Origin of the sequence: Dactylosporangium sp. NPDC006015, from assembly GCF_040614215.1 — a bacterium.
Taxonomy (GTDB): Bacteria; Actinomycetota; Actinomycetes; order Mycobacteriales; family Micromonosporaceae; genus Dactylosporangium; species Dactylosporangium maewongense.
This window is the reverse complement of record NZ_JBEXUD010000003.1, coordinates 237,297-257,573: the sequence shown is the minus strand read 5'-3', so window position 1 is coordinate 257,573 and position 20,277 is coordinate 237,297. Positions and strand designations below refer to the sequence as shown.

General features: G+C 68.6%; 25 protein-coding genes, 1 tRNA gene and 1 riboswitch. Of the genes, 9 read left to right on the top strand and 17 right to left on the bottom strand.

The annotated features are described in order from the left end of the window. Positions 1 to 35 precede the first annotated feature (35 nt). On the top strand, positions 36 to 476 hold the full coding sequence (locus ABZ321_RS07410) for a MarR family transcriptional regulator (protein ID WP_344501099.1): 441 nt from the start codon (positions 36 to 38) through the stop codon (positions 474 to 476). Beyond that, positions 473 to 874, top strand: a complete 402-nt coding sequence (locus ABZ321_RS07405; RefSeq protein WP_354889991.1) for a hypothetical protein — start codon at positions 473 to 475, stop codon at positions 872 to 874. The genes ABZ321_RS07410 and ABZ321_RS07405 overlap by 4 nt, the downstream gene beginning before the upstream one ends. Here ABZ321_RS07405 and ABZ321_RS07400 read toward each other — a convergent pair. The 3 genes from ABZ321_RS07400 to ABZ321_RS07390 all read right to left on the bottom strand — a co-directional run bounded on the left by ABZ321_RS07400 (position 871) and on the right by ABZ321_RS07390 (position 3,358). Continuing rightward, positions 871 to 1,281, bottom strand: coding sequence for a VOC family protein (locus tag ABZ321_RS07400; RefSeq protein ID WP_354889989.1), 411 nt, complete (start codon positions 1,279 to 1,281; stop codon positions 871 to 873). The two genes, ABZ321_RS07405 and ABZ321_RS07400, sit on opposite strands and share 4 nt — an antisense overlap. 12 nt (positions 1,282 to 1,293) lie before the next feature. Then, positions 1,294 to 2,259: an exopolyphosphatase gene (locus ABZ321_RS07395; protein WP_354889987.1), complete on the bottom strand. Its 966-nt coding sequence runs from the start codon at positions 2,257 to 2,259 to the stop codon at positions 1,294 to 1,296. Positions 2,260 to 2,341: 82 nt separating this feature from the next. Continuing rightward, positions 2,342 to 3,358, bottom strand: a complete 1,017-nt coding sequence (locus ABZ321_RS07390; RefSeq protein ID WP_354889985.1) for a hypothetical protein — start codon at positions 3,356 to 3,358, stop codon at positions 2,342 to 2,344. 9 nt (positions 3,359 to 3,367) lie between these two features. Continuing rightward, a riboswitch (cyclic di-AMP (ydaO/yuaA leader) is annotated at positions 3,368 to 3,504 on the bottom strand. Positions 3,505 to 3,892: 388 nt separating this feature from the next. Between ABZ321_RS07390 and ABZ321_RS07385 the strand changes: the two genes are divergently transcribed. Further along, complete coding sequence (locus ABZ321_RS07385; RefSeq protein WP_354889983.1) at positions 3,893 to 5,011, top strand: glycoside hydrolase family 19 protein; 1,119 nt, start codon at positions 3,893 to 3,895, stop codon at positions 5,009 to 5,011. A gap of 61 nt (positions 5,012 to 5,072) precedes the next feature. Here the strand turns inward: ABZ321_RS07385 and ABZ321_RS07380 are convergent, their stop codons facing one another. Both ABZ321_RS07380 and ABZ321_RS07375 read right to left on the bottom strand, forming a co-directional pair. Then, positions 5,073 to 6,398: an NAD(P)/FAD-dependent oxidoreductase gene (locus ABZ321_RS07380; RefSeq protein ID WP_344501105.1), complete on the bottom strand. Its 1,326-nt coding sequence runs from the start codon at positions 6,396 to 6,398 to the stop codon at positions 5,073 to 5,075. Positions 6,399 to 6,495: 97 nt separating this feature from the next. Beyond that, positions 6,496 to 7,002: a DinB family protein gene (locus tag ABZ321_RS07375; RefSeq protein ID WP_344501106.1), complete on the bottom strand. Its 507-nt coding sequence runs from the start codon at positions 7,000 to 7,002 to the stop codon at positions 6,496 to 6,498. A gap of 117 nt (positions 7,003 to 7,119) precedes the next feature. Here ABZ321_RS07375 and ABZ321_RS07370 point away from each other — a divergent pair, with 117 nt between their 5' ends. After that, positions 7,120 to 7,476: a hypothetical protein gene (locus tag ABZ321_RS07370; protein WP_354889980.1), complete on the top strand. Its 357-nt coding sequence runs from the start codon at positions 7,120 to 7,122 to the stop codon at positions 7,474 to 7,476. A gap of 85 nt (positions 7,477 to 7,561) precedes the next feature. Here the strand turns inward: ABZ321_RS07370 and ABZ321_RS07365 are convergent, their stop codons facing one another. Beyond that, the gene (locus tag ABZ321_RS07365; protein WP_344501108.1) at positions 7,562 to 8,416 is read right to left on the bottom strand and encodes a hypothetical protein; all 855 of its coding nucleotides are present in this window, start codon (positions 8,414 to 8,416) and stop codon (positions 7,562 to 7,564) included. A gap of 30 nt (positions 8,417 to 8,446) precedes the next feature. On the opposite strand from ABZ321_RS07365, the gene ABZ321_RS07360 reads away from it, so the two are divergent. The 3 genes from ABZ321_RS07360 to ABZ321_RS07350 all read left to right on the top strand — a co-directional run bounded on the left by ABZ321_RS07360 (position 8,447) and on the right by ABZ321_RS07350 (position 9,973). After that, on the top strand, positions 8,447 to 8,881 hold the full coding sequence (locus ABZ321_RS07360) for a GNAT family N-acetyltransferase (RefSeq protein WP_354889978.1): 435 nt from the start codon (positions 8,447 to 8,449) through the stop codon (positions 8,879 to 8,881). A gap of 67 nt (positions 8,882 to 8,948) precedes the next feature. Continuing rightward, positions 8,949 to 9,023, top strand: a tRNA-Lys gene (locus ABZ321_RS07355). A 158-nt stretch (positions 9,024 to 9,181) separates the two neighbouring features. Further along, positions 9,182 to 9,973, top strand: coding sequence for a hypothetical protein (locus tag ABZ321_RS07350; RefSeq protein WP_354889976.1), 792 nt, complete (start codon positions 9,182 to 9,184; stop codon positions 9,971 to 9,973). Between the two features lie 18 nt (positions 9,974 to 9,991). Here the strand turns inward: ABZ321_RS07350 and ABZ321_RS07345 are convergent, their stop codons facing one another. The 11 genes from ABZ321_RS07345 to ABZ321_RS07295 all read right to left on the bottom strand — a co-directional run bounded on the left by ABZ321_RS07345 (position 9,992) and on the right by ABZ321_RS07295 (position 18,107). Further along, a complete protein-coding gene (locus ABZ321_RS07345) occupies positions 9,992 to 11,269 on the bottom strand; it encodes a site-specific integrase (RefSeq protein WP_354889974.1) in 1,278 nt (425 codons plus the stop codon). Continuing rightward, positions 11,269 to 11,469, bottom strand: a complete 201-nt coding sequence (locus tag ABZ321_RS07340; RefSeq protein ID WP_033362719.1) for an excisionase family DNA-binding protein — start codon at positions 11,467 to 11,469, stop codon at positions 11,269 to 11,271. Before ABZ321_RS07340 ends, ABZ321_RS07345 begins: the two co-directional genes overlap by 1 nt. Then, a complete protein-coding gene (locus tag ABZ321_RS07335) occupies positions 11,462 to 13,174 on the bottom strand; it encodes a replication initiator (protein ID WP_354889972.1) in 1,713 nt (570 codons plus the stop codon). Before ABZ321_RS07335 ends, ABZ321_RS07340 begins: the two co-directional genes overlap by 8 nt. Further along, complete coding sequence (locus ABZ321_RS07330; protein ID WP_354889970.1) at positions 13,171 to 13,407, bottom strand: hypothetical protein; 237 nt, start codon at positions 13,405 to 13,407, stop codon at positions 13,171 to 13,173. The genes ABZ321_RS07335 and ABZ321_RS07330 overlap by 4 nt, the downstream gene beginning before the upstream one ends. A 14-nt stretch (positions 13,408 to 13,421) precedes the next feature. Then, complete coding sequence (locus ABZ321_RS07325; protein ID WP_354889968.1) at positions 13,422 to 13,922, bottom strand: DUF2637 domain-containing protein; 501 nt, start codon at positions 13,920 to 13,922, stop codon at positions 13,422 to 13,424. A 17-nt stretch (positions 13,923 to 13,939) separates the two neighbouring features. Further along, entirely contained in the window at positions 13,940 to 14,176 is a 237-nt protein-coding gene (locus ABZ321_RS07320) for a spread protein (RefSeq protein WP_354889966.1), read from the bottom strand. Next, positions 14,173 to 15,774, bottom strand: a complete 1,602-nt coding sequence (locus tag ABZ321_RS07315; RefSeq protein ID WP_354889964.1) for an FtsK/SpoIIIE domain-containing protein — start codon at positions 15,772 to 15,774, stop codon at positions 14,173 to 14,175. The genes ABZ321_RS07320 and ABZ321_RS07315 overlap by 4 nt, the downstream gene beginning before the upstream one ends. A gap of 281 nt (positions 15,775 to 16,055) precedes the next feature. Further along, positions 16,056 to 16,436 carry a transcriptional regulator gene (locus ABZ321_RS07310; RefSeq protein WP_354889962.1) on the bottom strand — a complete coding sequence of 127 codons (381 nt, stop codon included), beginning with the start codon at positions 16,434 to 16,436 and terminating at the stop codon, positions 16,056 to 16,058. A gap of 127 nt (positions 16,437 to 16,563) precedes the next feature. Then, on the bottom strand, positions 16,564 to 17,292 hold the full coding sequence (locus ABZ321_RS07305; RefSeq protein ID WP_354889960.1) for a GntR family transcriptional regulator: 729 nt from the start codon (positions 17,290 to 17,292) through the stop codon (positions 16,564 to 16,566). Between the two features lie 144 nt (positions 17,293 to 17,436). Continuing rightward, positions 17,437 to 17,826: a hypothetical protein gene (locus ABZ321_RS07300; protein WP_354889959.1), complete on the bottom strand. Its 390-nt coding sequence runs from the start codon at positions 17,824 to 17,826 to the stop codon at positions 17,437 to 17,439. Beyond that, positions 17,823 to 18,107 (bottom strand): hypothetical protein, encoded by a 285-nt coding sequence (locus ABZ321_RS07295; protein WP_354889957.1) that lies wholly within the window; start codon positions 18,105 to 18,107, stop codon positions 17,823 to 17,825. The genes ABZ321_RS07300 and ABZ321_RS07295 overlap by 4 nt, the downstream gene beginning before the upstream one ends. A 343-nt stretch (positions 18,108 to 18,450) precedes the next feature. Between ABZ321_RS07295 and ABZ321_RS07290 the strand changes: the two genes are divergently transcribed. Together ABZ321_RS07290 and ABZ321_RS07285 are read left to right on the top strand one after the other, a co-directional pair. Then, complete coding sequence (locus ABZ321_RS07290; RefSeq protein ID WP_354889955.1) at positions 18,451 to 19,230, top strand: aminotransferase class IV family protein; 780 nt, start codon at positions 18,451 to 18,453, stop codon at positions 19,228 to 19,230. Positions 19,231 to 19,262: 32 nt separating this feature from the next. After that, the gene (locus ABZ321_RS07285; protein WP_354889953.1) at positions 19,263 to 20,240 is read left to right on the top strand and encodes an SUMF1/EgtB/PvdO family nonheme iron enzyme; all 978 of its coding nucleotides are present in this window, start codon (positions 19,263 to 19,265) and stop codon (positions 20,238 to 20,240) included. Positions 20,241 to 20,277 lie beyond the last annotated feature (37 nt).

The window sequence follows — 20,277 nt, the reverse complement described above, 5'->3', positions numbered from 1 at the left end:
AGCCATGGCTACTATTGCCATGTACAGTTTCTGGCATGAGTCCTACACCCGGGTTCCTGGTCTGGCGGCTGTCCATGAAGTGGAAGGTCGCCGTGGACCGGGCGCTGGCGCCGCTGGGGCTCACGCACGCGCAGTATTCGCTGCTGGCCACCCTGTATGGCCTGCAGCACGACCCGCGCAGCGCCGAGCTGCCCAGCCAGCGGCGGCTCGCCGACCACACCGGCCTCGAGGCGCTGTACGTCTCGAAGCTCGCCCGGACCCTGGAGTCGGCCGGCCTGCTCGACCGGCTCCCCGACCCCGCGGACACGCGCGCCGTGCAGCTGCGGCTCACCGACCGCGGCCGCTCGGTCAGCGCCGAGGCCGTCGGCATCGTCCGTGAGCTCATGGCGGAGCTGCTCGCGCCGCTGCCCGCCGATCGCCAGGCCGCGTTCGTCGCGGACCTGCAAGCCCTCCTTCTGGAAAGAGGTCCGTCATGACCACCCTCAACGGGCGCATCCTCGGCCAGGCCGAGCGCGCCACCCGCGCCGTCCTCGACCGCCTGCTCGCCCGCTCCGGCACCACGTTCGAGCAGTGGGTCGCCGTCAACCTCACCGCCGCCGGCCCGCTGACCCGCGACGAGCTGCTCGCGCAGATGTCGGCCGGCCTCCGGACCGACCCGGCCGGCCACGTCGACGCGGCGTTCGCGGCCGGCCTGCTGACCGGCGACGTCGCCCTCACCGACCTGGGCCGTTCGCGGTACGAGGAGATCAGCGCCGGGATCAACGCCATCGCCGGGCAGATTTATGGTGATTTATCGCCAGAAGACCTCGACACGGCCGGCCGGGTCCTGCTGCAGGTCACCGCCCGCGCGAACGCCGCACTCGCGGCGGCCTAGAACTCCGGCATGACCATCCACAGGTGGCCGTCGGGGTCGGCGAAGGTCCCGGCGTAGCCCCACGGCTGGTCGGCGGGCTCGGTGACGACCCGCCCGCCGGCGGCCCGGGCACGCTCGATCACGGCTCGCACGTCCTCGCGCCCGGGCACCGGCCGGTGCAGCACGCACTCGCTGGTGCCGGCCGGCGCGACGGCGTGCTCGCCGATCGCCCAGGCGAAGCCGTCGGCGGGCACCAGCATCAGGGCGACGCCGTCCGCGAGTTCGAACCGCAGCGGCTCCGGCAGCCCGTCCCCGCCTGGCTGGCCGTCCCCGCCCGCCGGCTGGATCGGCCCGGTTTCGAGGACGGCGCGGTAGAAGTCGTGGGAGGCCACGCGGTCGGCGACCGGCAGCGCGATGGTGAAGGTCATGCAAGGTTTACGTCAGGACGCGCCGGAACTCATCGCCGCGGCGCGCGGGGCGCCGACCTTCGCGATGATGTCGGCCAGGACCTGCTCGGACTCGTCGTGCGAGACCTGACAGGTGCCGGCCGCGAGGTGGCCGCCGCCGCCGTACTGCAGCATCACCGAGCCGATGTCGGTCGGTGACGTGCGGTCGAGGATCGACTTGCCCACCGCGAAGACGGTGTTGAGCTTCTGCTTGCCCCAGATCACGTGGATGGAGACCCGGGCCTCGGGGAACAGCGCGTACACCATGAACCGGTTGCCGGCGTAGATCACCTCCTCGTCCCGGAGGTCCACGACGACCACGTCGCCCTCCAGGTGGCTCACCCGCCGCAGCTGGTCGACGAAGAGCTCCTGCTGCTCGCGGAACAGCTCCGCGCGCTCCGCCACGTCCGGCAGCGCCAGGATCTCCTCGACGTCCTGGTGGTCGATGCACGCGTCGATGAGCTGCATCATCAGCTGGTAGTTGGAGATCCGGAACTGCCGGAACCGGCCCAGTCCCGTGCGGCTGTCCATGAGGAAGTTCATCAGCGTCCAGCCGACCGGCTGCAGGATGTCGGTGATGTCGTACTGGGCGGAGTCCGCCTTGTCGACCGCTTCCATCAGCTCGTCGGACACGTTCGGGAACCGCGCGGCGCCGCCGAAGTGGTCGTAGATGACGCGGGCCGCCGACGGGGCCTCCGCGTCGATGATGTGGTTGGTCCGGTCGTCCATGTTGTCGCCCGCGTTGCGCAGGGTCTCCGAGTGGTGGTGGTCGAAGACGAGGTGGGCGCCGGGCGCGTAGGGCAGGTTCGTCAGGATGTCGTCGGGTCCGATGTCGACCGTGCCGTCCTGGACGTCTTTGGGGTGCACGAACGTGATGTCGCCGATGAGGTCCAGGTGACGCAGCAGGACGGCGCACACCAGGCCGTCGAAGTCGCTGCGCGTCACGAGTCGGTGCTTCACTTCGGATCCCCTCACCCTGCGTCGGCCGGTCGACAGTTGCCCTATCGGCCGGCCGTACGCAGACGTGAGGTCTTGGCGGTGCTTACAGGAGCGAGAGGTGCACGTGGTTGGTGTGGTCGCTGGAGGGGTCCCCGCCCACGCCGCTGTAGTGGTGCCAGCCGACCGCGGGTGTCCACACCTGTTTGAACCAGATGACGTACATGACGCCGAGCCGGTCCGCGTTCTTCACGAAGTACGTCGCCAGGTTGGCCCCGTAGACCTTGTCCTCACCGGCGGCGACGCCACCGAAGCCAGACTTGGCCTGCACCGAGAAGTCGCACGCGCGGCCCTTCGGGTGCTCGTACGGCCCGCTCGGCCGGTAGCAGGACACGAACCGCTTGAAGCCCGCCGCCTGCGCCTGCTGCATCGCGTGCAGCGTGCGCATCGTGATGCAGCCGCTGGTGGTCGGGTCGTTCTGCTTGCACGACTCCGAGGACCAGCCGCCGCTGGCGTTGCGCGGCGACGGCTGCGCGAGCGGCAGGTTGGCCGACACGAAGCCGTTGCTCGGCCCGCCCGCCTGGGCCAGGCCCTTCTCGGCTTCCTTCTTCTTCGCGGCCATGACGGCGACCTGCTCCTGCTGGAGCTTGACCTCGCCCTCGAGCGCCGTCTTCTGCGCCGCCTGGTCCCGCTTCAGCTGGTTGAGCTCGCGCAGCAGGTTGTCGTTGTGGTGGGCGATCTCGTCGATCGAGCCGGCCCGCTCCGCGAAGCCGGTGGGGCTCCCCGAGTCCATCAGCGCCACGAACGTGGTGAGCGGCCCTGTCCGGTACGCGGCGACGGCGATCGCCGACACCTGCTCGGTGACCCTGGCGAGGTTGGCCTCGGTCTGGGCGAGCTTGGCGGTCAGGTCCGCCTGGTTCTTCACCGAGGCGTCGTACTTGTCCTTGGCCTCGATCCACGCGCGGGTGCTCTCGTCGAGGACCTGGGCGAGGGACGCGTTGGATCCCTCGTCGCCCGTGTCGTCTCCCGGCTCGGCGGCGGCCGGAGTGGCGGCCATCCCAAAAAGGACGGCGGCCGTCATCAGGACGGCGATGATCCGCCGACCGGGATGTCGTGATGACATCTGGCTCGTTGTTCCTTCCGTCGGCCGCCGACCGGGTTAGCTGACGGGTTCGGGACGGAACGACCCCTACCGCGGTTGCCCGCGGATTCACCCCACTGTGCGGTTGGGTCCCCGATTCGCCGGTGTCGAGCCGGCGATTGGGCGGCAGTCGCGCCCGGCGCCGCGGGGGGCGGCGCCATGTCGGACGGGACCGACGGCCAGCCTACCCAGGGCGATCAGACCGCGCAGCGTACTGCCTGTCCGCCGCTGTGACGCACCTCTCGAAACCGCGCCGTCCAAGCAGGTCGCCTAAGCTTGCCGAAAGAATCTCGCGTGACGGAAATCACTCAACTGGCCTCACCCCGACGGCAACGTTCTCGCCCGGGCGATTGTTTTACGCCACCCCGCGGTCACCCCGTGTCACCCCGAGTCACCTCGGAAAGGTGAGGTTAGGGGAACCGTAAAGATTCTTCATAAATCGATGTGATTGCTCCTGTACCGCGGTGGTGGCTGGTCGGATGGGGGCTCAGCGTCGATCTGAACGGAAGTGATCTGGTGTCCAGAGTGCGCCTGTGGGCGGGGCTCGCCGCGACCGCCGTCGTCGGTGGCGTCATCGCCGTCTTCAACATGCTGCCGGCGTCGGCGGCCACCTGTGCGCCGGCGTGGCAGGCGTCGGCCGTGTACACCGGGGGTGCCACGGTGTCGCGGAACGGGCACAACTTCCTCGCCAAGTGGTGGACGCAGAACGAGGCGCCGCCCGGGAACACCGGCGTGTGGCAGGACCAGGGGTCGTGCGGCGGGAGCACGCCGCAGCCGCCGACGCAGACCGGGTCCGCGGGCGGGTGCAGCTTCCCGGCGTGGGTGCAGGGTCGCAACTACGTGACCGGTGACATCGTGAAGTTCACCGACGGTAAGTACTACATCGCCGAGCACGACAACCCGGGGTACAGCCCGACGATCAGCACCTGGTACTGGGACCCGTACACCTGCAACGGCGGAGGGGGCGGCACGACGCCGCCGCCGAACCCGACCACGAACCCGCCGTCGAACGGGGCGTTCGTCGTCAGCGAGGCCCAGTTCAACCAGATGTTCCCGAACCGGAACCCCTTCTACACGTACAACGGCCTGGTCGCGGCGCTGAACGCCTACCCGGCGTTCGCGAAGACGGGATCGGACGCCCAGCGCAAGCAGGAGGCGGCGGCGTTCCTCGCGAACGTGAACCACGAGACCGGCGGCCTGGTGTACATCGTGGAGCAGAACACCGCAAACTACCCGCACTACTGCGACACGAGCCAGCCGTACGGCTGCCCCGCCGGGCAGGCCGCGTACTACGGCCGCGGGCCGATCCAGCTCAGCTGGAACTTCAACTACAAGGCCGCCGGTGACGCGCTCGGCATCGACCTGCTGCGCAACCCGAACCTGGTGCAGACCGACCCGGCCGTGGCGATGAAGACCGCGCTCTGGTACTGGAACACGCAGACCGGCCCGGGCACGATGACGCCGCACAACGCGATGGTCAACGGCGCCGGTTTCGGCGAGACGATCCGCAGCATCAACGGCAGCCTCGAGTGCGGCGGGCGCAACCCCGCGCAGGTGCAGAGCCGGGTCGCGGCGTACCAGCGCTTCGTCGGCATCCTCGGCGTGGGCGTCGGAGCGGGCTCGCTCAGCTGCTAGTCGCCGAAGACCAGGAGGGCGCCCCGGGGAGTGGGGCGCCCTTCTCTTTGCCTTCCGACGGTTACGGCAGGTGCTGGCGGTACTCCTGCAGCGCGCGGCGGGCGAAGACCTGCTGGAACGTGGCGACCCGCTCCGAGCGGCCGCGGCCGATGAAGCTGACGAACCAGTGCAGCACCGCGGTGACCCGGTTCTTGAAGCCGACCAGGTAGAGCAGGTGCACGGCGAGCCACATGAGCCAGCCGACGATCCCGGAGAAGTGCAGCTTGCCGACGCTCGCCACCGCCGAGAAGCGCGAGATCGTGGCCATGCTGCCCTTGTCGAAGTACTTGAACGGCTGACCGGTCGCCTCGCCGGCGAGCCGCTTCTTGATCTGGCCGGCGGCGTGGCGGCCGCTCTGGATCGCGACCTGCGCGACGCCCGGCAGCCGGTTGAGCGACATCATGTCGCCGATCGCGAAGATCTCCGGGTGGCCCGGCACGGTGCAGTCCGGCTCGACCTCCAGCCGTCCGGCCCGGTCGGTCGAGGCGCCCGTCGCCTTCGCCAGCTGCGTCGACAGCGACGGCGCGGCCACGCCCGCCGCCCAGATCTTCGTCATCGACTCGATCCGCTGCCGGCCGTTGCGCGTCTCGACCTCGATGCCGGTCTCGTCGACGTCGACGACCTTCGTGCCGAGCTCGACCTCGACGCCCATGGTGTGCAGCTGCCGCAGCGCCTTCGTCGACAGGTGGTCGCCGAAGCTCGACAGGACCGTGTCGAGCGCGTCGATCAGGATGATCCGCGCGTGCTTCGGGTCGATGTTGCGGTACTGCCCCGGCAGGTGCCGGTGGGCGAGCTCGGCGATCTGGCCGGCCATCTCGACGCCGGTCGGACCGGCGCCGACCACGACGAACGTCAGCCACCGCTCGATCGCGGCCGGGTCGGTCTCCAGCTCGGCGAGCTCGAACGCGCCGAAGATCCGCCCGCGCAGCTCCAGCGCGTCGTCGATGCTCTTCATGCCGGGCGCGTGCTCGGCGAACGCGTCGTTGCCGAAGTAGGACTGCGACGCGCCGGCGGCGACGATCAGCGAGTCGTACGGCACGGTGTAGCTCGTCCCGGGCGCGACCGCCGTGACGGTCCTCGCCTCCGGGTCGATCTCGGTGACGGTGCCGAGCAGCACCTTCGCGTTGTCCTGCCGCTTGAGGATCTCCCGGATCGGCGGCGCGATCTCGCCTTCCGACAGGATGCCGGTCGCCACCTGGTACAGCAGCGGCTGGAACAGGTGGTAGGCGGTGCCGTTGATCAGGGTGACGTCGACCGGCGCGTTCTTGAGCGCCTTGGTGGCGAACAGTCCGCCGAAGCCGGCGCCGACGATCACGACGCGGTGGCGTCCTTGTGCACGCTCGTCCATCTGCATCTCCCGACAGGGGTGTGGATCGTGCAGATCAAGTACACCACTCCCGGCGGGTGATGGCCGTGTGTCCTCCATGACGTTTCACGGCCGCCTGTCAGGGAATCAGTCCCCTCACGTATGCCGCCTGGCCCACGTGCTGCGCGTCGTCGTCGAGGACGCTGACCAGCCGCACCCCGAGCGTCACCGGCGGGTCCCATCGCTCGTCGACGATCTGGTCGAGATCCTCTTCCGTGAGCTTCTCCAGCCACGCGATGGTCCGCGCCGACACCGCCTCGAAGTATTCGATCAACACGTCGGCGCTTTCCGGCTGTACCGCCTGGACCTGCGCGGCCGTGTGACCGTAGCCGGTGTCGTGCTGGTCCTGCCGCAGCCCGAAGCGCGGGGCCCAGTCGCCGGTCACCCACAGCTGCTCGGCGCCGTTGATGCGCTCCGCGATGTGGTCGTCCTGGACCCGCGTCAGGTGCCAGACCAGCCACCCGACCGTGTTCGCGCCGGGCGCCGGCGCCCACCGCAGCTGCTCCGGGCTGAGCCCTTCGACCGCGGCCCTGACCAGATCAGGCAGTCGCCCGTACCCCTCGACGAGCAGTTCGTTCACCCGCACAGCAAGCTTCCCCTCGTGGCACGTTTCCGGGAGTTGACCTTCGACGAACGTCCGTAGTGTTCAGCACATCGCAAGAACGCAGCGAACACCACATAAACTTCCACAAAGGAGAACGACATGAGCGAGTACGGCGAGTTCGAGACCGGCGACCAGCACGAGTCCCTCGACCAGATGCACGAGGTCGACGCCAGCGAGAACAACTACGACTCGCAGTTCGGCGTCTACGAGCAGGACCACGCCTCGGCCGAGAACACCAGCTTCGACCAGGGCCACCACATGTCCTACACCACCCCGAGCGGCGTGCAGTACGAGGAGTCGGACTACACCTCCTACGACCACTCCGCCGCCGAGACGGACCACACGTTCGCCGCCGAGGGCTCCGAGTCGGCCTCCTCCAGCGAGTTCCACGAGCTCGAGGCCCTGCAGGCCCGCCTCGACGCCACGTTCGCCGAGGGCACGTTCGCCTCGAACTGAAGTCCTTCGTAGAAAGGGGCCCCTTCCCCCGGGGCCCCTTTTTCGTCTTCAGAACTTCTTCCGTCTTCAGAAACTTCTTCCGTCTTCAGAACTTCGTGGGAACGAGTGCGGCCAGCGCGCTCACGACGAACGGGCTGATGATGACCAGTCCGCTGCGCAGCTCCCCGAACGTCGTCTGGTCGATGCCGAGCAGCTTCTCCAGCTTCGACCGCTCCTCGGCCTTGTCCACCAGATCACCCAGCGCGACATCGGTGAGCGGGAAGTTCCGGTCGACGAACAGCGCGCACCGGCGGCGCAACGTCGTGCTCGCCGGCACGTACATGACGCCGACGACGAACGAGGCGACCGCCCCGGAGAACAGCACCGCCGCCTTCGGCAGCTCCGCACCCCATCCCGTGGCCGCGCCGTTGACGAGCGTGACGAGCAGCACCAGGAACCCGAGCTGGTTGAGCAGCCGGCTCACCAGCCGCCGCAGGCTGAGCAGGGTGTTGAGCTGCTGCCCCGGCGAGCCCTCGATCCTGCGCCGGGCCACCCGATGGACCGCGCCGAGCGTCGCCGCCGACGGCAGCGCCCCGCAGATCGCGATCGCCGACAGGGCCAGCCCGCGGCCCGTCAGCCCCTGCTCGCCGAGCACGAACGGCGTGGCCGCCACCAGGCCGACCGCCACCGCCACCGACGCGAGCACCAGGTGCAGCACGTGAAACAGCCGGACCCGGTGCACCGTGCCGAGGTCCCGCCACCGCGCCGCGCCGAACCCGAACGCCTCGCCGCTGGCCGCCCCGAGCACCGCCGCCAGCACCGCGAACAGCACCCACCGCGGCTCGTGCCCGTGCTCCGGGCTCGTCCACGCGATCCACGTCCCGAGCACCGCCCCGAGCAGCATCGCAAGCAGCCGCAGCTCCCCGGTGATCGTCTCCTCGGCATCCTCCACCACCGTCACGCTGGGACAGCCTTTCTGTAGGGTCTGTCCATGGTCACCGTCGCCCCGCTCACCACGGAAGACCGCGCCGTGTGGGAGGTCCTCTTCACCGGGTACAACACCTTCTACGAACGCGTTCTGCCGCCTGACCGCTTCGACGCCGCGTGGGCCGGCTTCCAGGCCGACACCCGCATCCACGCCCTCGGCGCCAAGCTCGACGGCCAGCTCGTCGGCATCGCGCACTTCCTCGTCCACGCGAGCACCACCACCGACGACGTCTGCTACCTGCAGGACCTCTTCACCGCCCCGTCAGCCCGCGGCCAGGGCGTCGCCCGCGCCCTGATCGCCGCCGTCGCCGACTGGGCCCGCGCCCGCCACTGCAACCGCGTCTACTGGTCCACCCACCACACCAACGCCACCGCCCGCCGCCTGTACGACCAGGTCGCCGTCAACCGCGGCTTCATCCTCTACCAGATCCCCCTCTGACCTGCCCCGCCATCCAGAGGGAAACACATGCGTGCCACCCCGCCCCGACAAGGTAACCTGTCTGCGCGGGCTGCTAGCTCAATGGCAGAGCTGCGGACTTTTAATCCGTAGGTTCAGGGTTCGAGTCCCTGGCGGCCCACCAGATGTGCAGGTCAGAGCCGGTGCCTGTGGCGCCGGCTCACCCGTTACGGGGTGTGTACAGCAGCAAAGTACAGCAGCCTGCACCAGCCACCCGTGGACAGCCGGACACCGCCCGAAACCCGCTCGCACCGGCTTACCCGGTCCAGGAACATCTTTGCCATGCCGAACGCCAAGCAGCTGCGCGAGCAGGAACGCCGCGAGACGGTGGAGCGCTATCACACGCTGAAGGACGCCGAAGAAGACTTCGAGCAGGCCAAAGCTGCTGCAACCACGGTCGGCGAGCGAGACCAGCTGATGAGCAAGTTTGCTGCTTTCCGTCGCCTGCATCGCGAAGAGGACATCCGCCGCGGAAAGCGGCTGCCAGGGTTTCACGCCCAAATGAGACAGAATCTCTGGGCGAGATGGCTTGAGATCGCCGCGTCGCACGAACGCGACGCAAGTGCGGCATTCGAGTTGGCGTGCAGTGGGGACACACTGCACCTGACAGAGGAACTGCGTCAGTCTCTCGTTGCCGTTACGGCGGTTGCCTGCTCCATCGAGGCACTCTACGAGGACTTGAGGTACCTCGTCCCTGAGCGTCCACCCTTCAAAAATGCGCCGGAGCGCATCGCCGACTGTTTTGCCCACGCTTTCGGCTTGTCCCAGGCCGAGGCGGGTCAGGCGCTGGATGACATTAAGTGGATCTTCGACCGGCGCAACGAGGGAGTGCATCCCTACACCGAATTTAGGCCCACCGCGCCGCACCCTGCTGGGTTTAACTCCAGCGTGGAACTGTCCCGATTCAACGGTCCCGAGAGTCGACGCGCTCTTAAATCCGCTCTGGACATCTTTGCAGCGGCAGAGAGCCCGCCGCAGCCGGTCAACCGGTGGGTCAAGCGCTGGGCCGATGAGCGTCGGCCCTACCACGATCAGGTGGTAGGGCCGATCCGTGCCGCCATTGCCGAAGGATGACGATTCACGCATCAGGTCTCATCCGAGACTCGCGCCGAGCCGCTTGAGAGCGTCGCGGGTCTTTTTCGACGACACCTGCGTGTAGATCTCCATCGTGATCGAGAACTTTGCGTGACGAAGGATCTGCATTGCCACCCGGGGATGGACGTCAAGATCTGCGAGCAGCGAGCCGCAGGTGCGCCGGGCGTCTCGAACGGTGATCCGGGGGACGCCCGCAGCGTGGCAGCGACGATCCCAATAGCGGTTGAAATTCCTCGGCTCGATCGGTGTACCGAATTTCGTTGTGAAAAGCAGTCGCAGGCCGTGCCAGAGCGGGCCAGCCTCCGTGCTGTCGCGTTCGGCGTCAAGGTGGCGTTGCCGAACGGCTACGGCGCAAATCGGTGGGAGGGGTAGGCCAGCGTCGGACGTGGGAGTCTTCGTCTCGCGGTGAAGCAGCTCGGTGCCGATGCGCTGGAGTTGCCGATCGATCTGAAGCGTGACGTCGTACTCAGCGACGCAGTCCACACAGAAGGTCGCCCGGTGCTCCTTGCAGCGCCTGTCCCAGCCGGCCCAGTCGATCGCGTCGTCGGTCAGGCCCAGCATCTCGCCCTTGCGGAGGCCGAGCACGAGGACCAGGACGTACGCGGCATACAGCGGATCGCCGTCGGCGCGGGCCGACTCCAGGAACTTCCGTGCGTCGTCTGTGTCCCATGACTTGCGCCGGGCAGCACGTTGCACCGGGAGCCGCAGGTGCTTCGCCACGTTGCGCGAGGCGGTCTCCTCGACCATCGCTTGGCCGAGCATCGAACGGAGGGTCCGGCGGATGTGGCCAAGCGTCGAAGGGGACAGCGTGGACTTGCAGCAGCGGCGGATGGCGCAGCAGCGGCGCTTGCCCTTCGGTCGGCGTTCGTCGCGGCCCTGGGCGCAGCACTGGCAGGTCCGGGCGACCTCGTTGATCCACGTCTGCGCGTCGCGGGCCGGGAGGTTCAGCTTCTTCTTGCCGAGGCCCGGGACGATGTACAGGCGGCACGCCACCTCGTACGCGACGTACGTCCCCGGCGACAGGTTGGGCTTGACGATCTCCTCCAGCCAGTAAGCGGCGTAGCTGGCAATGGTCGGGGTCTTCGTGGCGACCGGACCCTTCGCGGCCTCCGCGTGCAGCTTCACCCACTTCTCGTGGACGTCTTCGCGGGTCTTGCCGTAAACGTACTTGCGGGTGCGCTTGCCGTCGGGCTTCGTGACCCACACGTACGCGGCGAAGCCGTTGCGGTGCGGGTAGATCGAGCCTTCGCCGTTGGCGCGGGCGCGGGCGGGCATCAGGCGGCCTCCTGCCGTTCGACCTGTTCGCGGATGTAGTCGTCGACCCATTCCGGCAGGACGCGCCGGTACTTACCGTCCTTCACCGACCGCAGCTCACCCGTTGCGATCTTCATCTTGACCTTGGACAACCCGAACCCCAGCAGGAGCGCCACCTGCGCCGGCGACAGCCATTTGGGAGCGAACGGACGGTCATCCACGCTGCACTTCCTCCCCGTTGTCGTGCGTTGCCGAAAGAAGTCCGTCGTACTGGGCGGCCCGGTCGCGGGCGGCGTTGAGCGCGTTGCGCCACTGCATGCGTTGAGCCAGCGCCCGCAGGAGGCGGTGCCGCATGGGTGGCATGTCGGGGTCGTTGGGCTTCGCCAGTTCCCACGCGACCGGGGACGGCGTGCCGTCGGTGGCGTCGGTGGCCGGGACCTGGTCGATGCCGGCCGCGACACCGAGCAAGGCTTTGACCCAGGCGCGGGCGTCGTGGCGGTGGTCGGCGAGGGTTTTGCCGGACCAGTCGCGGGAGACGAGGATGCGTCGGCCGCCGATGCCGAGGGTGGCGCGTTGGTGGACCTTGCCTTTGCAGTTTCCGGGTCGGAGCTTGCCGTGGGCCTTCTTTGGTTGGATGCCGTAGAGGAGCCAGTTCGCGCATCGCTCCGAGCAGGGCGTGACGCGTAGCTCTTGCCAGAGGCGTTCGAGGTGCGCCCGTTGCCGGTCGGTGGTCACGGTGTGGCAGTCTGCGGCGGATTTGGTGATGTACTTCGTGATGTAGCCGACGGTGCGGTCGATGTCGTTGCTGTCGGCCGCGACTCCGCGGGCGTCGACGTGCTTGCCGAACCGGATCACATGCGCCGGCTCAGCGTCGGGGTCTTCGTCGATCGCGTCGAGTGCCTCGTCCCACGTGGGCAGCGGGGCGCCAGTGTCCGGGTCGCACCACGCTTCGGCGTCGGCGTCCCAGAGCGGGCGGCACGTGGGCTTGTCGACGCGCGGCCACCAGACCTGGTGGTAGGTGGCCGCCGCGACTTCGCGCAGGATGGTGCGTGGGATGGTGCCGCGGATGGCGAAGTGGGCGTGTGGGGCGAGGCGTCGTTGTGGCTCGACGCAGCCGGCGTACTGGACGTTCCAGCCGACGCAGCGGCGCAGGTTCTGCCAGAACCGGTCCAGCAGCCGCGGGAATGTGATCGCGTCCCAGGCGGCGCGGCGGTAGTCGTAGCGGGACGGGTCGAGCGGCGAGCCGTCCTCCCGTACGGGGCCGTACGAGTCGAGGGTCATCGTCAGCCACATCGACGGTCGGTGCTCTGTCCCGTCGGGTGCGGTGTAGACGCGGCCGACCGTGCGCGGCTGGACCTTCTGCCGCGGCAGCGCTGGAGCATCCTGACGCCGACGGGTGGACCGCTGCCGCTTCGGTTCCTCGGGCTTGTCATGCGACGGCGCCACGGTGCCGCGGAGGCCCTCCGCTGCGATGGCTTCCTCGACCTCGCGGATGGCTTCGTCGACCTCGCCGACCTCGTCCCATTTCGACTCCCGGACTGCCTGGTCGCGGAAGTATTCGAGGTGTGCCCGGAGGCTGATCAGCGACCGGTGTTCCTCGGTCGCCGGGTTCGGCGCCGGGGCCGGTTCGTCGATGCGGTGCCAGCCTTCCCGGATCTGCGTCTTGCGCAGTCGCCGCGCACGCTTCGCACATGGCACGCACTTGTCCTCGCGGGTGGCGCCGCATGGGACGTCGATGATTTCGGTCTGGCCGGTGGTGAGGTCGGTGCGGCGCAGGCCGACCGGGCGGAGGCAGACGCCGTACTCGGTCGCCATGTCCTTCACGACGTCGGCGGCGAGGGGCATCAGCATGCGGGCGGCGCGGGAGCCGGGGCGCGGCCCGGCCTCGGGTGAAGGTTCGAGGCCGGGCAACGTGTCGACGGTCATCGGCGGCCCGCCGGCTGTGGGGCGTCGAGGAACATCCGGTCGATGGCGTCGGCGTCGCCGCGCAGCAGCCGTTCGCGGCGAACGGCGGCGTACCGGCCGATCATCGGGCGACCGACCCGCCGACCGCCCCACGGCAGCCGCTGGACCACGAGGCCCTGTGCGCGGGCGTGAGCGTCGGTGGAGGCGTGCAGCCGGTCGGCGACCGCTTCGACGAACGCTTGGAGCAGGTGCATGGGGGTGGCCTCCTTCACTTGACGACACCGGACGGGATAGCTCCGTTGAGGCGCTGGACCACCGGGACGGCCGCTGGGATCGGTTCGGGCGCCGGGACCTGGTCGATGACCACCGACGGCGGCTCGTGCGGCGCGGGCTGTGGCTTCGTGGACAGCACGAGCTTCACCAGGGCCATGAACGCCAGCGCCGGCACGGCGGCGAGCAGGCCACCGGAGATGCCCGGCTTCGCCACCGCCAGTTGCGCCGACAGGGACAGCACGACCGCGGCCGTAAGAACGGCGAACGGGTACCGCGTCGACTCCCCGGAGCGACGGCGGCGCCGGATGACGAGCGCGCAGGCGATCGGGACGAGTTCGGAGATCGCGGCGTTGGCCCAGCCGAACCAGTCCGCCGTACCGGCCGGGGAGTTCGCCATGGTCCAGTCGTGGACGTGGGTGAACGACGCGGCGCCGGCCATGCCCGCGACCACGAGGAGGATGACGACCAGGACGGCACCTTCGATGTGCTGACGCATGTGACGCACCTCCGTTCTCACTGGGCCTTCGGGGTGATCGGGACGCGGATCCAGTCGGGCGGTTCGCCGGTGGAGGCGACGGCTTCGGACAGGCACCGCCACAGCGCCCACGCCTCAGCCGGAGTCACGTACATGCGCCGGCGGCCCGCGCCGACCGCGAGGTAGAGGTCTTCGTCGTCGGTGACGCGGACCGTGACGGCGGACGAGCCGGCCAGCACGTGTGGTGCGCGGAGGCGGTAGAAGCGGCGGGTCATGCCGCCTCACCGTCGAGGAGGTTCGTCAGCGAGTCCGGCAGCAGCGGCCCTTGCGCGTGCCGTCCGGGCTTGTAGAGGTGCCTGGGTTCCCTCCGCTGCTCTGGTACCGCCGCAGGCCGCTGGACGACGTCCGGTGCGGCGTACGTGGTGGCCATGTCGCGGATCTCGTCGTCGGTGACGTACGCGAACCGGACCCGCTCCGGTTCGGGGCGGTCGTCGAGGACGACGTACCCGATGCCGCGCATGGACGGCCGCGCGGACAGCTGGTCGCACAGCGCCCCACGAGCGCGGGAACCCTGCCCGAGGACGAGGTCGACATGGTTGGGTTCGTTGAGCCGCAACGCGATCCGGGTCGGGAAGAAGTCGCGCAGCTCGACGACCTCTTTGCGCGGATCCTGGGTCGCACCGATGACCAGCACCCCGAGGCCGGCACCCTGCGTGAGCAGCATCGCCAGCGCGGCCTTCGCCCGAGCACGCAGCTCCGTGTCCTGCAGCAGCGCGACGAGGGCAAGGATCTCGTCGACCATCAGCACGTACAGCGGCTCGTCGAGGGTCGGCGTGTGGGCGCGGGTCTTGCCCTGCATGCGGGCCTGCCGCTCGCGCATGACCTCGACGAGTTCCTCCAGCATGGCGACCATCGGCGGGACCGTGGCGTACTCGTACCGGCTGAACAGCTCCCGACCGAGGGACAGCTCCACGCCGCCCTTCGGGTCGATGCCCCACAGCCGCACCAGGCCGGTCCGGATCGCCGGGGCGAGCGCGCGGATCAGCGACCACTGCACCGAGCCCTTGCCCGCACGGGTCGCGCCGACGATCAGCACGTGGGTGGCGAGGAGGCGCAGCACGTACCGGACGAGATCCTCACGCACGCCGAGCGGCAGCGCCTCCAAGTCGGTCGCTTCCGGGACGTCGAACGCGGGCACGGTACGGCGCAGCGGATCGCGGCGGACGAAGACGAGCCACACCAGCCGGGGACGGTCCCGGTAGCGGAACCGGTCGACGAGCCGCAGGAACCGGTTGGTGCGGGCGGGTGGTTGGTCGCGTCGGCCCGAGTAGACGCGGCAGATGCGGGCGCCGAACGAGTACGCCAGGTTCGCCGCCGCCGCGTGGTAGTCGTCCGGGTTCTGCCCGCGCGGCATCCGCAGCAGCACCTCATCGGTGGCGTACGTGCAGCGAACACGCAGCAGCCGCGGCACGTTCAGCTTGCTGTCGAACCGTTCGGCGAGGCGGCAGACGGTCATGGCCTCGCGCCAGTGCAGCTGGTACACGAACAGCCGCTGCCACCAGGACAGCACCGGCAGCACGATCAACCGCTCACACCACGGCCGCCAGCGCCACCACCACACCCCGACCGTCGCGCCAGTGACACCGGCGAACAGGACGAGGATCTCCCAGCCGTGCCGGTGCCACAGCCACACGGCGAGCACGGCGAGGGTGACGGAGGTGCGGTTGCGCCACAGCACCGGCATCAGCCGGACGAGCCAGACCGTGGCCTTGAACAGCAGGTACGGGATGACGATCCACATGACCAGCCACCACGGCGCCGGGACGGACAGGCGCCGGAAGTTGACCAGCGGGACGTTGTTGTTCTTGTTCACCTTCGACCTTTCCTACGCAGGCGCCAGCGCAGCGAACCGCCCCCGCCCGTCCCGACGAACCGCCAGCAGTTGCAGCGGCATCCCGGTGAACCAGCGGGTGAAACGGCCCCGCGCATCGCGCGCAACAGGCATGAGCAGCAGGAGTTGGCCGGGGCAGGCTTGGCGACGCCGCCCAGAAATGGGCATGATGAAACCGCCTTCCACACCTCAGCAATGGGCTTGGTTGGCAGCGGGGCGGTCCGGCTTCCTACGGCATACAGACCGCCCCGCGCTTGCGTTGCTTATGCGGCCTTGCGAGCCGCCGTCTTGAACCCGGACGCGCGGTACGAGTACGCGAGCCGACCGGTCGGACCGACGTACGGCGTGACCGTCATCCCCTCGAACTCGACCGGGGAGAACCCCGCGCCGTCCGGGACCGGCTGGACGTTCGCGGAGATCTTGACCGCGACCTCCCGGGACCGGCCCGCAAGATCGGGGTCCATGTCCATGACCCGGACCGTCCACACCCGGGAGCCGGACAGCTTGTCCACCGCCGGGGTCCGGGCCTTCGTCACCTCGTTGTAGTCCTGCGCCTCGACGATCGAGTCCGGCACCAGCACACAGCCGGCCGGGAACACATCCTCGAACCGGACCGAGAACCGCGTGCCACCTTTGAGCGCCACCTAGCTCCTCCATTTGACCGCTTAACTTGTCAGGTGACTTCAGTGTAGCGAGCAGACCTAGCTTGTTAAGTAGTTAGACAGAGAAATCTGACGATCTCAGCGAGATTGAGCAACGCCGACGCGCCGCCTAAGCAATCGCGAACGAGTCCTCGAACTCCTGCCGGGCAGGTGGCACCGCAACCTCCAGCGCAAAGGCGGGTTGACCGGTCTTCACGAAGACGGAGAACAAGGCGGTCAGCACCCACTCCCCGGGCTCGATCGCCAGAAGGTCGCACTCCTCGGCGGTCGCCGGCCGGGCCGAGATCCGCTCCGTCGCCCGGTCGAACCGCACACCCTTGCGAGCCGCCACGTGACGCAGCAGTCCTTCGGGGAGCGGTCCGGGCAGGCCGACATCGGTACCGGACGCGAGATCGGCAGGCATGTAGATCGTGCCCAGCTCGACAGGCCCGACTTCGTCGACGCTCACCAGCCGCCGACGCACGACGATCGGCGCGCCCTCACTGATGTCCAACGCCGAGGCGGCGCGCGGTGGGGCCGGGACCTCATCGACGTCGACCACCCGGACGTTGCCGCCGACCTCGTCCGCCAGGAGAGCGGCAGCATGCGCAGGCAACGACCGCGGCTCGACCGGCTTGGATCGCGCGAACCTGCCTTTGCCTTGCTGGGTCTCGATCCAGCCGGCTTGCCGCAGAATCTCCAGCGACCGCACGACCGTGGGGCGGGACGTGTCGAACTCTTTCATCAGTGCCGTCTCGCTGGGCAGCATCTCGCCCGACGCGTAGGTGCCGTCCTCGATGCGAGCCTGGAGCGTGTTGACGATCGTCACGTACTTCGGCGGCGTGTACTCGATCGGCATACCAGCTCACCCCAAGACGACAACATAGCTTGTCAAGAGCTTATATTTGTCGCTCGCTCCTGTCATCCCACGATCGGACGAGCCAACAGAGCGACCCCGACCCGAGCGGCAAGCTCAGAGATCGGGGCCGTTCGCGTCGCAGGGTCACTCAGCTTGCAGGCGCTCCGCGTGCTGGCGCCAGACGAGCGCCATCGTCGCCTCATGCCCCCACTGCTCGTACTCGCTCGATCCGGGCGCCTCCGCCTCGACAGCATCCACGTACTCGACCGTGAACGCGGCGACCGCCGCCCGCCAGTCGCGCCCGAAGCTCGCACGGTCCACGTAGTCGAGCCGTTCCCAGCGCCGCGCGATGTCGGCGATGACCAGCCGCCGGTCATCCGGACTGTCCAGGCGGTTGCCGTGCCGGGTCACCAGCTCACCGGCCGACAGCTCGACACACCGCCCGATCAGCGGCAGCAGCGTCACCGCGATCTCGTAGAGCAGCTCCGCGCCCTCGCTGCCGCCGACCTGGACCCGATCGGCCGTCACCGTCATGAGCCGTCCTCCGCCCGCTGCTGCGCCGCCCATACCTCCCGGAGCCGCAACGCGTACTTGAACGCCTCCGCACCGAGGCCTTCCGCCGCCCGGATCGCAGCGTCCCATGAGCCGCCGAGGCCGATGTCGATGACGACGGTGACGTCGTCGTCCTTGATGACGAGGACCGGGTCGCCGTCCTCATCAGCCGCTTGCCAAGACCGGAGCGTACGGACGTCGACATCAAGGTCGGGCTGTGGTGCAACGGGCAGCTCTGCCACCGAGAAGGTAGAAGATCGCACGCGGGCCTCCATTCGACGTTGAGGGACCTGTCAGACAGCGAGGAGCGGCCGGCCGAGGCACTCCGGGCAGACCCGCACGGCGTAGCGAACGGCCCCGTCATCAACGCTCAACTGCCGCCGGCGAGAGGCGACCCGGAAGCCCCGCCCCTCGCAGCCCCAGCAGGAGCCGCGGCCGGCATCGGCCGTGCAGGCCTGAACCACCATCGAGATACGACGCTCGCTGCTCATGCTCTAAGGGTTCCGTCTGTACGGTTCGGACCCCACGCCCTCACGCTGCCTCAGCACTGAACTTTCACTGCACCCGATGTCCCAACCACTGCACTTCCGCTGCAAGACTGGTCGCATGGCGGAGCTGAACGGCGAACCTGTAGCCCCCGACGAGCTGCGGGCACTGGCGATGGTCAACTACGGACACTTCACGTCCATGCGCGTCGACGACCAGCACATCCGAGGGTTCTCGCACCACCTTGAGCGCCTCGTCCGCGACAGCCGGCTCCTGTTCGGCGCCGAGCTCGACCGCGAGCAGATCCGCGCCTGGGTACGCCAGGCCATCGCCGGGCGCGACGGCGTGTTCGTCGCCAGGGTCACCGTCTTCGACCCACACCTACCGCTCGGCCGCCCCAGCGCTCCAGCCACGCCGCAGGTGCTAGTGACCACCCGCGAAGTGCCGCCCGGGCCAGTCGAACCATGGCGTGTGCAATCGGCGACGTACGCGCGCGACCTGCCCCAGGTGAAACACATCGGCCTGTTCGGCGCGTTGTGGCACCGCCGCACTGCCCAGCTCGCCGGGTTCGATGACGCCCTGTTCGCCGACGCCGACGGGTACATCTCCGAAGGCCCGACGTGGAACGTCGCGTTCTACGACGGCGAACAGGTCATCTGGCCGAACGCCGAAGTCCTGCCGGGCGTCACGATGCGCCTGCTGCAACAGGTCCACGAGCACACAACCCTTGCCCCGGTTCGGTTGCAGGACCTTTCGCAGATGCAGGCCGCGTTCGCCACCAACACCACCATCGGCGTGCGTGCCATCACAGCCATTGACCACGTAGAGTTTCCGGCGGATCACCCAATCCTCGACGCCCTCCGCAAGGAGTACGAGGAGATCCCGGCTGAGTCCCTGTAGAGCACCGCGACGCCCAACGGAGCTTTCTGGTCATGGCGACGATCACCGTCCAACGCTGGACCGGCCGCGAGATTCGAGCCCTCCGCGAAGCCAAGCGCATGAGCATCCGCGAGTTCGCCGGCCATCTCGGCGTCAGCGAGCGGATGATCTCCAAGTGGGAAGCCGGCGGAGAGGCAATCATCCCGAGGCCAGTGAACCAATCCGCTCTTGACACGTCACTTGCCGCGTCCAGCATGGACGTCCAGGCCAGATTCGCGGACACCGTTGGACCTGCGCCGACCCCTCAGGCACAGGAGACCACCATGTCACACCCCGCCAACGGCCAGCCCCACGACGATGACATCCCGGTCGGCGACGAACACCACATCCGCCACCCCGTCGACGGCAAACTCATGACCCTCGTCGACGCCGGCATCTACTTCGCCGGCCCGAACAACGAGCCGGTCTACCTCCCGGCGTTCTACATCGACGTGTACCCGACCACGAACGCCGACTACGCCCGCTACATCGCCGCCACCGGTGCGACACCGCCCCAGCATTGGGAGGACGGCCAGCCGCCAGCTGACCAGCTCGACCACCCGATTGTGTTCGTGACATGGCACGACGCGAACGCGTACGCCCAGTGGGCCGGCAAGTCGCTGCCGACGAGCCAGCAGTGGGAGAAGGCCGCCCGAGGCACCCGCGGCGACATCTACCCGTGGGGCAGCCAGCGCACCCCCGCCAAGTGCAACTGCCGCGAGAACGGCATCCGCAGCACCACTCCAGTCGACCGCTACGCCAGCGGCGTCAGCCCCTACGGCGTCTACGACATGTGCGGCAACACCTGGGAATGGTGCGCGACCGAGTCTCAGGCTGGCCGATTCGAGCTAAAGGGAAGCGCGTTCACAAGCCCGTTTCTGCGCTGCACGCCATCTCTATTCAACGACGCGTCCTCCGATATGAACGACGACGACACAAGCTTCCGGTGTGTTGCGCCGTCCGGATCTGCTCGCGTGGAACTGCTGTCATGACCGGCAACTTTGACGTTGCCGAGCACATCCGACCCTA